Raw genomic sequence first — 12,659 nt, forward strand, 5'->3', positions numbered from 1 at the left:
AAGCACCTGGGGCGTTGACGCGTCAGTGTGTTGGCACCGGGTGCTTGATGTCAATCTGCCGTAATCGTGCAAGTTGATGTCAAATAGCCTCCATTCCTTGCCAGATTGCCTAAAGGCCGAAGAACCAGGGCACCATCAGCACGGTCACCAGCATCACCAGCACGGTAAAGGGCACGCCAATTTTGACGAAGTCGCCAAAGCGGTACTGACCCGGGCCGAGCACCAGGGTGTTGACGGGTGAAGACACTGGCGTCATGAACGCCGCCGATGCCGCCAGGGCCACGGTCATGGCGAACGGGTAGGGCGACATCCCCAGTTGCGTTGCTGTGCTGATCGCCACCGGTGCCATCAGCACGGCGGTGGCGGTGTTGGAAATGAACAGGCCGATGACGGCCGTTACCGTGAACAGGCAGGCCAGCATGGCCAGCGGCCCGGCCCCGCCCAGCAGGCTGACCAGCCCGCCCACGGCCAGGTCGATGCCGCCGGTTTTCTGCAGTGCCTGGGCGAACGGCAGCATGCCGACGATCAGCACCAGGCTCTGCCAGTGAATGGCCCGGTAGGCGCTGTTCATGTCGATGCAGCGCCCGGCGCCCATCAGCAGGCAGCCGATCAATGCGGCGATGACATTGGGCACGGCACCGCTGACCATCAGCCCGACCATCACCGCCAGGCTGACCAGCGCGTGCGGTGCACGGGTGCGGGCGGGCGCGACCTGATCGATTTCGGCCGGCAGGCTTAACACCAGGAAGTCCTTTGGCTGGCTCTGCAGCTGGCGCACGGCCTTCCACGGGCCGACCACCAGCAGGGTATCTGCGAGGCGCAGTTTCTCTTCCACCAGTTGCTCTTCGATGGCCGCCTGCTCGCGACGCAGGCCGACCACGTTGAGGTCGTAGCGGCTGCGGAAGGCCAGCTCCAGAATGCTTTTGCCGATCAGTTGCGAGCCCGGCGGCAGCGACACTTCTGCCATGCCCAGGTCCTGGGACTGGTCGATGAAGTAGGCCGCCTTGAAGTGCAGCGGTTCCAGTTGCATGGTCTGGCACAGGTTGCGCAAGTCATCGCGGTTGGCGAACAGGTCGAGCAGCAGCACATCGCCCTGTTGCAGGGCGGTGCCCGAGTCGGCGGCGATCACCCGGGTGGTGAACTTGTGCTGGCGTTCGATGCCGATCACGTTGGCGCCGTGCTTGGTGCGCAGCTCCAGTTCACCCAGGGTATGGCCGATCAGGGGCGACTGCGGGCGGATGCGCAGGCGGCGTTCGCGGCCGTTGAGCTTGTAGTCGAGCACCAGGTCGAGCAGCGTACGACGGCTTTCCACGCGGCCGTCCTTGCGCACTTCGCCATTGAGCCAGTGGCGGGTCAGCAGCATGTAACCGATACCCAGTACCAGCACCACCAGGCCGAAGGGGGTGAAGCTGAAAAAGCTGAAGCCGGGCACGCCATGGCGTACCAGTTCGCTGTGCACCACCACGTTGGGGGGCGTGGCCACCAGGCTGAGCATGCCGCTGATCAGGCCGGCGAAGCTCAGCGGCATCATCAGCCGGCTGGGTGACAGCTTCAGGCGCGCGGCAATGCTCAGCACCACCGGAATGAAGATCGCCACCACACCGGTCGAGCTCATCACCGAGCCCAGCCCGGCCACTGACACCATCAGCAAGACCAGCAGGCGGGCCTCGCTGTTACCGGCCCGTTCGCTCATCCACTCACCAATGCGGTAGGCGATGCCAGTGCGTACCAGCCCTTCGCCGATCACGAACAGGGCGGCGATCAGCACCACGTTGGGGTCACTGAAACCGGCCAGGGCTTGTTCCACGGTAAGGATGCCCGACAGCGGCAGGGCGAGGATCACCAGCAGGGCGATCACGTCCATGCGTGGGCGGTTGATGACAAAGAGGATGACGACGACAGCCAGCAGGCCGAGGACCCAGAGCAGTTCCTGGTTCATGGGGCGGGGGTGTTCCTTCACTCAAGGGGGCACGAAAGACAGTAGCAGTCAGTGTGGCAGCTTGCGCTGAAGGTGATGTTGATGTGCTGCAAGGTTTGCACCCCTGCCACAAATGAAAAGGGCCGCAAGTTGCGGCCCTTTTCGTTGTCATTACTCAGTGACGGCGGTGATGGTGCTTCTTGCTGCCACCGTTGTCGCCCAGGTGGTTACCCAGGGCACCACCGGCTGCGCCGCCCAGGCCGGCACCGATGGTGGAGCCATTCTTGCCGCCTACCGCGCCGCCCAGCAGCGAGCCGCCGGCCGAACCCAGGCCACCGCCGATGGCGGCTTCAGTACGGTTGCCTTTCTTCGCTGCTACCGCACTACCGGCCGCACCGCCGACACCGGCGCCGATGGCTGCGCCGGTGCGGCCGCCCATTTGCTGGCCGACAACGTTGCCCAGGACACCACCCAGGCCACCGCCAATGGCGGCAGTACCGTCACCGGCGAAAGCGCCCTGGCACAGCAGCAGGCCAAGAGCGAGGGAAGGTAGAGTCAGACGCATGATTGGAACCTCGAAGGAATCATCAGGTTAAGGTGCCGCACGGTTGGGCGGCGGGTCAGGGTAGGGGAGACGCTTCAGCGGTCGTAACGGTCACCGCGCCATTGGCGGTCGTCGTCATCGTCGCGATCGTGTCGGTGGTGGTGACGGTGGCCGCGATCGTCATCGCGCCAGCCGCCGTCATCACGGTAGTGGTCGTGATAGCAGCCCGACAACAGCAGGAAGGCGGCGATCAGCGAAAAGCTTGCAAAGCGGGTCATCTCGATATAGGTCCTTGATCCGCATAGGTTTACGGGACACTTACTGAGACTGGGATCGATCCATTTGGTTTCCATGCCCTGCAAAATTTTGCCGTGTGGACGATGAATGGCGTACTTGGGCCAATTCATTGGCAGTGCTAGAGTCGCTTTCTTTTTTGCCCCGAGGATGGAACATGCGAGCAATTCTGCCGATGGCTGCGGCGCTGGTGTTGGTCGGTTGCGCGAGCGCGACCATGGATACGGCGCGGGGCGGCAAGCCGACGGCCCAGCTTGATTCGCGCAAGGCGCCGGAGTTGGTGGCGCAGTGCATCCAGTTCAGCTGGCAGAAAGAAGATGTGTTCGGCGACGACGCCAGCGGCTACCTGGAGCCGCGCAAGCAGGGCGGGTTGACGGTTTATACCCGCGAGGCGGAGTCGTTCGTGGATGTGTATCCACAGGCGGGCGGGACGCGGGTGGATTACTACGCGCAGAAGAATGATGGCATGGCCCTGCAGCGCCGGGCGGCGGCGGCGACCTGCTTGTAACAGGTTCGCAGGGCCGGCCTCTTCGCGGGCGAGCCCGCGAAGAGGCCGGCAAGCCATGATCAGGACAGGAAACCACCATCGACATTCAGCGCAGTGCCGGTGGTGTAGCTGGACGCATCGCTGGCCAAGTACAGCACGGCGCCGGCCATTTCCTTGGGATCAGCCACACGCTTTAGCGGGATCTGCTGCAGCGCAGCATTGAGGATGGCGTCGTTCTTCACCAGGGCCGAGGCGAACTTGGTGTCGGTCAGGCCTGGCAGCAGGGCGTTGCAGCGAATGCCGAACTGCGCACATTCCTTGGCGAACACCTTGGTCATGTTGATCACTGCAGCTTTGGTCACCGAATAGATGCCCTGGAACAGGCCCGGCGAAACGCCGTTGATCGAGGCCACGTTGATGATGCTGCCGCCACCGTTTTCGCGCATCAGCTTGCCGGCTTCCACCGACATGAAGAAGTAGCCGCGGATATTCACGTCGACAGTCTTCTGGAAGGCATTCGGGTCGGTGTCGAGCACGTTGCAGAACTGCGGGTTGGTGGCCGCGTTGTTGACCAGGATATCCAGGCGCCCGAACTGTTCACGGATACCGGCGAACACCTGCTGGATCTGCTCCAGTTCGCCAATATGGCAGGCGACCGGCGTGGCCTTGCCGCCCGCTGCGATGATGGCGTCGGCCACCTGCTGGCAGCCCTCCAGCTTGCGACTGGAGACGATCACGTGGGCACCTTGCTGGGCCAGCAGATGGGCAATGGCTTCGCCGATGCCACGGCTGGCGCCGGAGACGAAAGCGATCTTGCCGTCGAGGTCGAACAGTTGGGTCTTGGACATGCTGTTTTCCTTGTTGTCTGGCGTCAGAGCGTGGACTTGCCGATGACCTGCAGGCTCATCTGCTCCAGCAGCCGGTTCATGTGGATGAACTGGGCGAAGCGTTTGTCCTGGGTCTGGCCGTGGTAATAGCGGTAGTAGATCTGCTGGACGATGCCGGCCAGGCGGAACAGGCCGTAGCAATAGTAGTAATCGAAGTTGTCCAGGCGGATGCCGGCGCGCTCGGCGTAGTAGTCGACGAACTGGCGGCGGGTGAGCATGCCCGCGGCATTGCTCGGCTGGCGGCGCATCAGTTGCACCGGCGCCGGGTCGCTGGCCTCGATCCAGTAGGCCAGGCTGTTGCCCAGGTCCATCAAGGGATCACCGATGGTGGCCATCTCCCAGTCCAGCACACCGATGATGCGCATGGGGTTGTCGGCGTCGAGGATCACGTTGTCGAAGCGGTAGTCGTTGTGCACGATGCCCGGGCGCGGATGGTCGGCGGGCATCTTCTCGCGCAGCCAGGCGATCACGTTCTCCCAGCGTGGTGCATCGGGAGTCAGGGCTTTTTCGTAGCGGCTGGTCCAGCCCTCGATCTGGCGCTGTACGTAACCTTCCGGCTTGCCCAGGTCGGCCAGGCCACAGGCGTGGTAATCGACCTGGTGCAGCTCGACCAGGCGGTCGATGAAGCTTTTGCACAGGGCCTCGGTGCGTCCGGCGTCCAGGCCCAGCTCGGCGGGGATGTCGGAGCGCATAATCACGCCCTTGACCCGCTCCATTACATAGAACTCACCACCGATCAACGATTCGTCGGTGCAGTGGGCATAGGCCTTGGGGCAATACGGGAAGCCGCTGTTGAGCTGGTTGAGGATGCGGAACTCGCGGCCCATGTCATGGGCCGACTTGGCTTTCTGCCCGAACGGTGGGCGGCGCAGCACGAATTCACGGCCCGGGTAGCTGACCAGGTAGGTGAGATTGGACGCGCCGCCAGGGAACTGGCTGATGCTCGGCGTGCCTTCGAGGCCAGCAATGTGGTCCTTCAGGTAAGGATCGATGACGGCCGCGTCGAGTTCTTCGCCGGGGCGTACCTGGGTGGACTGGTCGGTGAGCGTCATGCGTTTTCCTTATTATCTGGCGCAAGGACTATTGGTTAATCTAATGGCGTGTTGGCTGTGGAACAAGCGTGCCAGGTGCCATATAGGTGAGGGTGTTGCTGGTCGATCACTGCACCGAATGCCGGGCAAAAAAAAACCGAAGCCGGTCAGGCTTCGGTTTTCTCATCGTGCGTTGTGCCCATCACTCAGGAAGGGAACAGCTCGCTGAGTTTCATCGACAGCATCATGTCGCCTTCGACGCGCAGCTTGCCGCCCATGAAGGCCTGCATGCCGTCGGTTTCACCGCTGACGATGCCCTTCAGGGTTTCGCTGTCCAGCACCAGGGTGCAGTTGGCATCCGGGTTTTCACCTTCCTGGATGTCGCAGGTGCCATCTTTGACGATCAGCGCGTATTGCTTGTTTTCGTCGGTGATATTGAAGCCGAACACCAGGTCCAGGCCGGCAGCAGCGGACGGGTTGAACTTCTCTTGCATCTTTTTCACGGCATCAGCTACGGAGGTCATGGTGCATTCCTTATAGAGTGATATTCACATCCCCGCAGGGACATAACAGGCCGGGCTCAACGGTAGGTAATGAGCTCCGGCGCCCTCAACAGCTGCACATGGGCTTGGCTGTTGAAGGAAGCCAGTGCCACGTCGCGGCCGCGGAACTTCAGCTGGCTGAGCGACGTGTTGATGATCTGCCAGTTCAGCGCAAAGGCCTGGCTGGGGGTGATTCGGGTAATCAGGTGGAGCAGGGCGGCGATGGTGCCTCCGGAGGTGAAAACAGCGATGTTGTCGCCACTCTCAGCAGTGCCCAGCACACGCTGCAGGCCGGCTTCGACCCGCGCGGTGAACGCCTGCCAGGTCTCCAGGCCGTCATCGGCATGCTCGCCTGCGTGCCAACGCTGCACCATCAGGGCGAACAGGCGCTGGAACTCGCTGCGGTTCTGCGCACCGTTGCGCAGGACCTCCCGGGCATGCGGCTCCTCAGCCAACAGGCCAGGCAGCAGGGAACGAATGACACCGTCGGCGTCGAACTCATTGAACGCCGGGTCGGTCTCAATGGCCGGCACCGCGCAACCGCAGGCGTTCAGCGCCTGCAGCGCGTGCCGGGCAGTGTCCTGCTGACGGCGCAGATCACCGGCCACGCAGCGGTCCAGGCGCAGGCCGAGCTGGGCGAGGTGTTCACCCAGGGCCTGGCTCTGGCGCACACCGATGGGCGAGAGGACGTCGTAGTCGTCTGCACCGAAGGAGGCTTGGCCATGTCGGATCAGGTAGAGATTGCCCACTGCGGTATCCGGCGTTGGAGGTTGCTGCGAGGTTAGGATGCGCCACACAGGCTGTCAACGAAAAAACATACAAGCGTTTGAAAAGGTTGTTTGAACTGTGTTGCCAGCGTTTACCTCGGCTGGCGAGGGCACGGGCGCAACGGTATGCTTGCTACAGTTTCGCGCCGATCTGGCGCAGGTTCATAAGGAGTCAACGTGGAGTTTCTTGCCGAATACGCAAGCTTTCTCGCCAAAACCGCCACCCTGGTAATCGCCATCCTGGTGGTGTTGTCCGCCATCGCCGGTTTGCGCGGCAAGGGGCGGCGCAAAGCCGGTGGGCAGTTGCAGGTCACCCGCCTCAACGAATTCTATAAAGACTTGCGCGAGCGCCTGGAAAGCGGCCTGCTCGACAAGGCCCAGCTCAAGGCCCTGCGCAAGCAGCAGGCCAAGGCGGAGAAACAGCAGAAGAAGGGCAAGGGCGAAGACAAGGGCCGTGTGTTCGTGCTCGACTTCGACGGTGATATCAAGGCTTCCGCCACCGAAAGCCTGCGCAACGAGATCACCGCGCTGCTGACCCTGGCCACCCCACGCGATGAGGTGGTGCTGCGCCTGGAAAGCGGCGGTGGCCTGGTGCACAGCTACGGCCTGGCCGCCTCGCAACTGGCGCGCATCCGCCAGGCCGGCATCCCGCTCACCGTGTGCATCGACAAGGTCGCGGCCAGCGGTGGTTACATGATGGCCTGCATTGGCGAGAAGATCGTCAGTGCGCCATTCGCCGTGCTGGGTTCGATCGGTGTGGTGGCGCAGCTGCCCAACGTCAACCGCCTGCTGAAGAAGCACGACATCGATTTCGAAGTGCTGACCGCCGGCGAGTACAAGCGCACCCTGACCGTATTTGGCGAGAACACCGAGAAGGGCCGGGAGAAGTTCCAGGAAGACCTGGACATCACCCACCAGCTGTTCAAGGACTTCGTGGCCCGCTACCGCCCGCAGCTGCACATCGATGAGGTGGCCACCGGCGAAGTCTGGCTAGGCGTTGCCGCACTGAACCGCAAGCTGGTTGATGAGCTGCAGACCAGTGACGAGTACCTTAGCCAACGCGCCCGCACGGCCAACCTGTTCCACCTGCACTACGCCGAGCGCAAGAGCCTGCAGGAGCGAATCGGCATGGCCGCCAGCGGCACTGTCGAGAACACCGTGGTAGGTTTGTGGAGCAAACTCGGGCGCTTGCGCTAACACCTTGAACCCGTTGAAATTTTTTTTCGTTCAGGGGGTTGCAAGGTGAAAGGAATGCGGACATAATGGCGCCCATCGAAACGCAGCAAACCTTGAAAAGGTGCGGTGTTTCAAGGAGATAGCGAAGCGCAAGCTGCTAGATCCGAACTTTGAGGCCGAGTAGCAAAGTGGTTATGCTCCGGATTGCAAATCCGTCTACGCCGGTTCGATTCCGACCTCGGCCTCCACCATTCGAAAGCCCCGCAGATGAGAATCTGCGGGGTTTTTATTTTTAGGCTCACAAAAGCCATGGGTTCCGAAACCCTGGCTTTTCAGTGATCGGGGCCGGATAAAGTGCTTCAAGCTACTTTGACTGGCTTGATCAGGCTTTCCGCTGGAATGCCAAACAGCTTGTGCAACCTCCAAATCATGGGGAGTGTCAATGAGCGCTTTCTGTTAAGCACTTCGTACACCCGATTGGTCTTGCCGATAGCGGGCGCCAGGTCCGCAGCAGTAAGCCCGGACTGCTCCATGCGAAACTTGATGGCCTCGATAGGGTCCGGCAAATCAACCGGAAAATGCTTTGCTTCGTAAGCCTCGATCAACGTGATCATGACTTCAAAAAAGTCACCCTCAGCGGTGCCAGGTTCGGGCTCATTTTCGAACAGTGGTGATATCTCCTTGAGCGCTGCCCGGTAGTCTTCGTCAGTGCGGATTGGGCGGATATTCATGAGGGTCACTCCATCTCCACGGTGTTTGCGTCGATCTTGTCGTACGCCTTGTGAGTACCGACAAACTTTATGTATACCGCGCCAAAGCGGTAGGCAATGGCAGCTACCAACCTGTAGTCGTTGCCTTTGATGTTGAAGACGACACGCCTTCCTTTGAGAATGCTAGCGCTACGGTACTGCCGCTTGATCGCGTCCGGACTGGTCCATGTGGCCTTCCTGGCTTCGTCGATCCATGCAAGTAGCGGCTGTTCGGCGTCTGCGTAGGTTTCCCAAAACGCCTTGAGCTGGCTGATGGCGATGATCTTCATGATTGGTATGTTAGTCCCGCCTTGGGACTTCCGGCAAGGGATGGTAGTGAGTGGCAAGGATTCGCGCCGTATCGGCTCGATTCAGCTCGGCCTCCTCTATTCAAAAAAACCGCAGAAGGAATCTGCGGTTTTTTATTGCGTCCAGCAGTCAGCCATGACTGAGCGAAAGCTCACTGATGATGCACACCGAACCGTCATCAGCCGGCGTCGCATCGGTGTAATCGACCTGGTTGTAGATCCCGCCATGGAACTCGAACAGGCGAGTGTCCCAGCTGTCATCTAGCTGCAGTTCACTCGATGTTCTGGAGACGCCATTGCACCTGGCGGTCACCTTGACCACACCCGCCGAGGTGGCGTGAATGATCACGTCGAATTTCGTACCGAGCGGCACGCCTTGCAGTAGGGTGCTGTTCACCGGGTTGGTCTGGTTATAGGACGTCCGGAAACCCAGGGTGATGTTGCCCTTGTTCCAGAACACCTTCACTGGCGGGCTGTCGTCCCCCCTGACGTGCATCTGGCTGACGACTACCTTCTGCGCCGAGTTGACCTTGGTCAGGGTCATGGTCTGGCGATTCCAGTGATCCGGGGCGCTGCCCAGCGTCCAGTTCTGTGTCTCCGACCACTCGCAACGGGTTCTGTGGGTGCTCTTGCTCGAAGCCCCTTTGGTCGGTGCCGTGAACTGCACTGACCCGTCGCTGAGCACTTTAACCACACTGGGGAACTCGGCGATGGCTTCGGCGCCATTGAGTTCAAGCGCCACGGGGTTCGTTGAAGAGACTGCCACCGGGGTAGCGATCGTTAGATTGCTGATGTTTACGGTCATAAATACTCCTGACGATAAAATCATTGGCCTGGCACGATTGCCTTCCAACCGTGATGCGTTCCTCCGCATCCGGCTGGGCACTCGTAAATGCGCAGGCGGATGATTTGGAATGCGCGATAGCTGTATGCATATACAGTATATTCGAATGATCTTTTTGCAAGGCCTGCAAATAGGTAAGGCGTGATGACAGGTAAGAAAGTGGCTCAGGTCTGCGGGTGACAGCCAAAGAAAAGCCCGGCTCAGGGCCGGGCTTTGCTCAGGTTTTTCTGGCGATGAGGAGCTCGCCTGCGTGCGGTCGGGCATAGGATGCGACAACCTTCCGTACACATTTCCAATACCCGGAAAAAGAAAAACCCGCCAACCAGGGGCGGGTCCTAAAGAACGTACGGAGCAGGGTCAGAATGCCAAAGCGCTTGTCATGAACTCGTGAAGTTCACGTTGATAGCGTGTCGACACGCTTCATGAGCAAAAAAAGCCCGCCATGAAGGCGGGCAACAGACGTTTTGAAGGGAGAGATTTCAGCCTGAGGCCTGCTGGTTAAGTCAGCATTAACCGCAATCCATTGACCACGGCCAACGATGCGCCTATACAGGCGTGCCAGATTTCCAGGAGCCACCATGCGCGACGAAGACGACCTGCACGAACCCGAGCACGATCACCTGCTCGATCACGAATTCCTCTATGAAGACTACGACCCTGAAGCGGATGCCCAAGGCGCCGAAGACGAAGTCGAGGAGGACGAAGAGCTGCTGGATGACCTCGATGACGAAGAGCGCGATCACCCAGCCTGGCACGACGACCTGGACGACTGAATCAGCGCCCGTCGACCGAGAAGCGCCCTGGGCCGCTGACCGCCAACACCAGCAGGCCGCCGCAGATGCTGAGGTTTTTCAGGAACTGGGTCATGTTGGCGGCGCGCTCCGGGTCGACCATGTTCCAGAACGGATGGCCAAGCAGCGCGGTCCCCAGCACGAACAGGGCAAACAGGAAGGCCAGCGGGCGGGTGTAGAAACCCAGGATCAGCAGGATGCCGACAACGAACTCCATGATCACCGCAACCGCTGCCGCCAGCATCGGGGCAGGGGCGCCCAGTGAGGTCATGTAGCCGACCGTGCCTTCGAAGCCGGTGAGTTTGGCCCAGCCGGAAAGAACGAAGAGGATCATGAGCAGCACGCGGGCGATCAGCAGGATGATGTCGCGTTGACCATCGAACAGGGAATAGCGCATGGCGGCATACCGGTGGATGGGGACAAGCTCCACTCTAGCAGTTGTGCGGGGGATTGCTGGCGGGCAGCAAAAAGGCGCCGCAAGGGCGCCTTTTCAAAGGAGTTTGGTGCGAGTGGCGGGACTCGAACCCGCAAGGCTCACGCCGACAGATTTTAAGTCTGCTGTGTATACCAATTCCACCACACTCGCACGCTTGACAGGGTCGTAACGACCGGCGCGCTTCTAGGCAGAAGGGCCTGACAATCAAGTGCGCTTTATAACCCATTGTTATAGTTGAGTCAATCGCAGCACCTATGATCAAAGGAATGAGGGGGTCGATCGATTGGGCAATTGACACCTTGCTGTCATTAGGCCACTGTTGCCCACTTCATTGGATCCAATGAGTGTGACGCCATGTCCCAGGGCACTTCCTCGACTCCTCCCGGGCGTACCGTTCGTCCCCGGTTGTTCTGGCGTCTGCTGTTCGCGCAAGTGTTGCTGCTGGGCGCTTTTCTGTACCTCAGCCTGATTACCCTCGGTGGCTACCTGCTGCTGCTCGGTTTTGATGCCGAGCACCCGCAACCACAGCGCTTGATGGCGCTGGCAGGTGGCAGCCTGATACTGTTGGTGGGCCTGTGGCTGCTGAAGGTGGCGATGCCGCGGCGCATCAGCCCGGTGATGGTCGAACCCGAACGTTGATCATCTGTTGCATCGCGCACTGTTGCAGAAGGGTACGCTTGGCTAGGCTGTCCAGATCCCTCCCGCTGTGCCTGTGGAGTTTGCATGGTTTCAGCTGACTGTATCGATCACCCGGTGATGCCCGCCAGCCGCTATGAGCAGCTGGTGCAATCGGTGGTGGATTACGCCATCTACATGCTTGACCCCTCCGGCCATGTGGTGTCCTGGAACGCAGGCGCCGAACGGATCAAGGGTTACCGCGCCGAAGAAGTCATAGGCCGGCATTTCTCGCTGTTCTTCACCCCTCAGGATTGCCTCGAAGGGCGCCCGGAGCGCCTGCTCAAGCAGGCCCTGGAACAGGGCGTGGCGCAGGACGAAGGCTGGCGCGTGCGCAAGGATGGCACGCAGTTCTGGGCCCTGGCCGCGCTCGATGTCATCCGTGACGAACAGGGGCAGATCGTCGGCCTGGCCAAGGTCACCCGTGATATCACCGACCGGCGCGAATCGGCGCTGCAGCTCGATGCCGTGCGTGCCCAGCTGTTCCAGGCGCAGAAGCTCGAAGCGTTGGGCCAGCTCACCGGCGGCCTGGCGCACGATTTCAACAACCTGCTGACCATCATCATCAACTCGGCGCGCCTGGCGCAGGCCAGCCAGGACCCGGTGCGGGTGCAGCGCATGCTCGAGCACATCCTCGATGCCGGGCAGCGCGGCACCGAGCTGACCCAGCAACTGCTGAGCTTCGCCCGCCACCGGCAGCTCGATGTCTCGCTGATCGCCCCGGCCCAACTTCTGGCGTCCACCCGTGGTCTGCTGGAACATGCGCTGCCGCGTGAGATCGTATTGCAGGAGTACTTGCAGCCCGATCTGCCAATGATCGAGGTGGATACCGGGCAGTTGCAGATGGTGCTGCTCAACCTGCTGTTCAACGCGCGCGATGCGATCGGCGAGCGAGGCACGATCGACCTGGCGGTGCTTACAGTCGATCTGGCGGGCGAAGTGGAGGGGCTGCACGGCACGTTCGTGTGCTTCGAAGTGAATGACAGTGGTGACGGTATAGACCCGCTGGTGCTGCCGCGCATCTTCGAGCCGTTCTTTACCACCAAGCCTTTCGGCAAGGGCACCGGCCTTGGCCTCAGCCAGGTCTACGGCTTTGCCAAGCAGAGCAATGGCACCATCAGTGTCGAAAGCACGCCAGGCCAGGGCACATGCATGCGCCTGTACCTGCCGGCCTATCAGCCCGATGCGGGAACACAAGACGACAGGTAGC

The 12,659-nt window shown here is 61.0% G+C and carries 16 protein-coding genes and 2 tRNA genes; 6 read left to right on the forward strand and 12 right to left on the reverse strand.

What is annotated here, in order from left to right; genetic code table 11:
- Positions 1-109: 109 nt before the first annotated feature.
- The 3 genes from N430_RS11845 to N430_RS11855 form a co-directional block, all read right to left on the reverse strand.
- Positions 110-1,939, reverse strand: a complete 1,830-nt coding sequence (locus tag N430_RS11845; protein WP_110638717.1) for an SLC13 family permease — start codon at positions 1,937-1,939, stop codon at positions 110-112.
- A 154-nt stretch (positions 1,940-2,093) separates the two neighbouring features.
- On the reverse strand, positions 2,094-2,483 hold the full coding sequence (locus N430_RS11850) for a glycine zipper domain-containing protein (protein ID WP_103446745.1): 390 nt from the start codon (positions 2,481-2,483) through the stop codon (positions 2,094-2,096).
- 74 nt (positions 2,484-2,557) lie between these two features.
- Positions 2,558-2,740: a hypothetical protein gene (locus tag N430_RS11855; protein WP_027920554.1), complete on the reverse strand. Its 183-nt coding sequence runs from the start codon at positions 2,738-2,740 to the stop codon at positions 2,558-2,560.
- Positions 2,741-2,913: 173 nt separating this feature from the next.
- Here N430_RS11855 and N430_RS11860 point away from each other — a divergent pair, with 173 nt between their 5' ends.
- Positions 2,914-3,264 carry a hypothetical protein gene (locus N430_RS11860; protein WP_103446747.1) on the forward strand — a complete coding sequence of 117 codons (351 nt, stop codon included), beginning with the start codon at positions 2,914-2,916 and terminating at the stop codon, positions 3,262-3,264.
- A 59-nt stretch (positions 3,265-3,323) separates the two neighbouring features.
- On the opposite strand, the gene N430_RS11865 is transcribed toward N430_RS11860, so the two are convergent.
- The 4 genes from N430_RS11865 to N430_RS11880 all read right to left on the reverse strand — a co-directional run bounded on the left by N430_RS11865 (position 3,324) and on the right by N430_RS11880 (position 6,452).
- Complete coding sequence (locus tag N430_RS11865) at positions 3,324-4,091, reverse strand: SDR family oxidoreductase (RefSeq protein WP_110638716.1); 768 nt, start codon at positions 4,089-4,091, stop codon at positions 3,324-3,326.
- A 23-nt stretch (positions 4,092-4,114) separates the two neighbouring features.
- Entirely contained in the window at positions 4,115-5,182 is a 1,068-nt protein-coding gene (locus N430_RS11870) for a phosphotransferase family protein (RefSeq protein WP_110638715.1), read from the reverse strand.
- Positions 5,183-5,367: 185 nt separating this feature from the next.
- Positions 5,368-5,685, reverse strand: a complete 318-nt coding sequence (locus tag N430_RS11875) for an SCP2 sterol-binding domain-containing protein (protein ID WP_110638714.1) — start codon at positions 5,683-5,685, stop codon at positions 5,368-5,370.
- Between the two features lie 56 nt (positions 5,686-5,741).
- Positions 5,742-6,452 carry a histidine phosphatase family protein gene (locus N430_RS11880; protein ID WP_110638713.1) on the reverse strand — a complete coding sequence of 237 codons (711 nt, stop codon included), beginning with the start codon at positions 6,450-6,452 and terminating at the stop codon, positions 5,742-5,744.
- 195 nt (positions 6,453-6,647) lie between these two features.
- Between N430_RS11880 and sohB the strand changes: the two genes are divergently transcribed.
- Together sohB and N430_RS11890 are read left to right on the forward strand one after the other, a co-directional pair.
- The gene (sohB, locus tag N430_RS11885) at positions 6,648-7,667 is read left to right on the forward strand and encodes a protease SohB (RefSeq protein WP_110638712.1); all 1,020 of its coding nucleotides are present in this window, start codon (positions 6,648-6,650) and stop codon (positions 7,665-7,667) included.
- A gap of 153 nt (positions 7,668-7,820) precedes the next feature.
- Positions 7,821-7,894, forward strand: a tRNA-Cys gene (locus N430_RS11890).
- A 111-nt stretch (positions 7,895-8,005) separates the two neighbouring features.
- Here the strand turns inward: N430_RS11890 and N430_RS11895 are convergent.
- From N430_RS11895 to N430_RS11905, 3 genes are all read right to left on the reverse strand, one after another.
- Complete coding sequence (locus N430_RS11895; protein WP_110638711.1) at positions 8,006-8,377, reverse strand: type II toxin-antitoxin system HigA family antitoxin; 372 nt, start codon at positions 8,375-8,377, stop codon at positions 8,006-8,008.
- A gap of 5 nt (positions 8,378-8,382) precedes the next feature.
- Positions 8,383-8,685 carry a type II toxin-antitoxin system HigB family toxin gene (locus N430_RS11900; RefSeq protein ID WP_110638710.1) on the reverse strand — a complete coding sequence of 101 codons (303 nt, stop codon included), beginning with the start codon at positions 8,683-8,685 and terminating at the stop codon, positions 8,383-8,385.
- Between the two features lie 148 nt (positions 8,686-8,833).
- A complete protein-coding gene (locus tag N430_RS11905) occupies positions 8,834-9,508 on the reverse strand; it encodes a polysaccharide lyase family 7 protein (RefSeq protein WP_110638709.1) in 675 nt (224 codons plus the stop codon).
- 617 nt (positions 9,509-10,125) lie between these two features.
- Between N430_RS11905 and N430_RS29590 the strand changes: the two genes are divergently transcribed.
- Positions 10,126-10,320 (forward strand): hypothetical protein, encoded by a 195-nt coding sequence (locus N430_RS29590; protein WP_103446755.1) that lies wholly within the window; start codon positions 10,126-10,128, stop codon positions 10,318-10,320.
- Position 10,321: 1 nt separating this feature from the next.
- Here the strand turns inward: N430_RS29590 and N430_RS11915 are convergent, their stop codons facing one another.
- Positions 10,322-10,735: a DoxX family protein gene (locus N430_RS11915; protein ID WP_110638708.1), complete on the reverse strand. Its 414-nt coding sequence runs from the start codon at positions 10,733-10,735 to the stop codon at positions 10,322-10,324.
- A gap of 104 nt (positions 10,736-10,839) precedes the next feature.
- Positions 10,840-10,924: transfer RNA gene (locus N430_RS11920), tRNA-Leu, on the reverse strand.
- 204 nt (positions 10,925-11,128) lie between these two features.
- Between N430_RS11920 and N430_RS11925 the strand changes: the two genes are divergently transcribed.
- Positions 11,129-11,413: a hypothetical protein gene (locus tag N430_RS11925; protein ID WP_110638707.1), complete on the forward strand. Its 285-nt coding sequence runs from the start codon at positions 11,129-11,131 to the stop codon at positions 11,411-11,413.
- Positions 11,414-11,497: 84 nt separating this feature from the next.
- Positions 11,498-12,658: a nitrogen regulation protein NR(II) gene (locus N430_RS11930; protein ID WP_110638706.1), complete on the forward strand. Its 1,161-nt coding sequence runs from the start codon at positions 11,498-11,500 to the stop codon at positions 12,656-12,658.
- The last annotated feature ends 1 nt before the right edge of the window (position 12,659 follow it).

The sequence above is a fragment of the Pseudomonas sp. CC120222-01a genome, assembly GCF_003097235.1.
Taxonomy (GTDB): domain Bacteria; phylum Pseudomonadota; class Gammaproteobacteria; order Pseudomonadales; family Pseudomonadaceae; genus Aquipseudomonas.

Excerpts from the sequence above, each read along its gene's own strand:
- N430_RS11845 (WP_110638717.1), bottom strand. The coding sequence starts at position 1,939 with ATGAACCAGGAACTGCTCTGGGTCCTCGGCCTGCTGGCTGTCGTCGTC.
- N430_RS11900 (WP_110638710.1), bottom strand. The coding sequence starts at position 8,685 with ATGAAGATCATCGCCATCAGCCAGCTCAAGGCGTTTTGGGAAACCTAC.
- N430_RS11860 (WP_103446747.1), top strand. The coding sequence starts at position 2,914 with ATGCGAGCAATTCTGCCGATGGCTGCGGCGCTGGTGTTGGTCGGTTGC.
- N430_RS11855 (WP_027920554.1), bottom strand. The coding sequence starts at position 2,740 with ATGACCCGCTTTGCAAGCTTTTCGCTGATCGCCGCCTTCCTGCTGTTG.
- N430_RS11870 (WP_110638715.1), bottom strand. The coding sequence starts at position 5,182 with ATGACGCTCACCGACCAGTCCACCCAGGTACGCCCCGGCGAAGAACTC.
- N430_RS11915 (WP_110638708.1), bottom strand. The coding sequence starts at position 10,735 with ATGCGCTATTCCCTGTTCGATGGTCAACGCGACATCATCCTGCTGATC.
- N430_RS11925 (WP_110638707.1), top strand. The coding sequence starts at position 11,129 with ATGTCCCAGGGCACTTCCTCGACTCCTCCCGGGCGTACCGTTCGTCCC.
- N430_RS11895 (WP_110638711.1), bottom strand. The coding sequence starts at position 8,377 with ATGAATATCCGCCCAATCCGCACTGACGAAGACTACCGGGCAGCGCTC.
- N430_RS11850 (WP_103446745.1), bottom strand. The coding sequence starts at position 2,483 with ATGCGTCTGACTCTACCTTCCCTCGCTCTTGGCCTGCTGCTGTGCCAG.
- N430_RS11930 (WP_110638706.1), top strand. The coding sequence starts at position 11,498 with ATGGTTTCAGCTGACTGTATCGATCACCCGGTGATGCCCGCCAGCCGC.
- N430_RS11865 (WP_110638716.1), bottom strand. The coding sequence starts at position 4,091 with ATGTCCAAGACCCAACTGTTCGACCTCGACGGCAAGATCGCTTTCGTC.
- N430_RS11905 (WP_110638709.1), bottom strand. The coding sequence starts at position 9,508 with ATGACCGTAAACATCAGCAATCTAACGATCGCTACCCCGGTGGCAGTC.
- N430_RS11875 (WP_110638714.1), bottom strand. The coding sequence starts at position 5,685 with ATGACCTCCGTAGCTGATGCCGTGAAAAAGATGCAAGAGAAGTTCAAC.
- N430_RS29590 (WP_103446755.1), top strand. The coding sequence starts at position 10,126 with ATGCGCGACGAAGACGACCTGCACGAACCCGAGCACGATCACCTGCTC.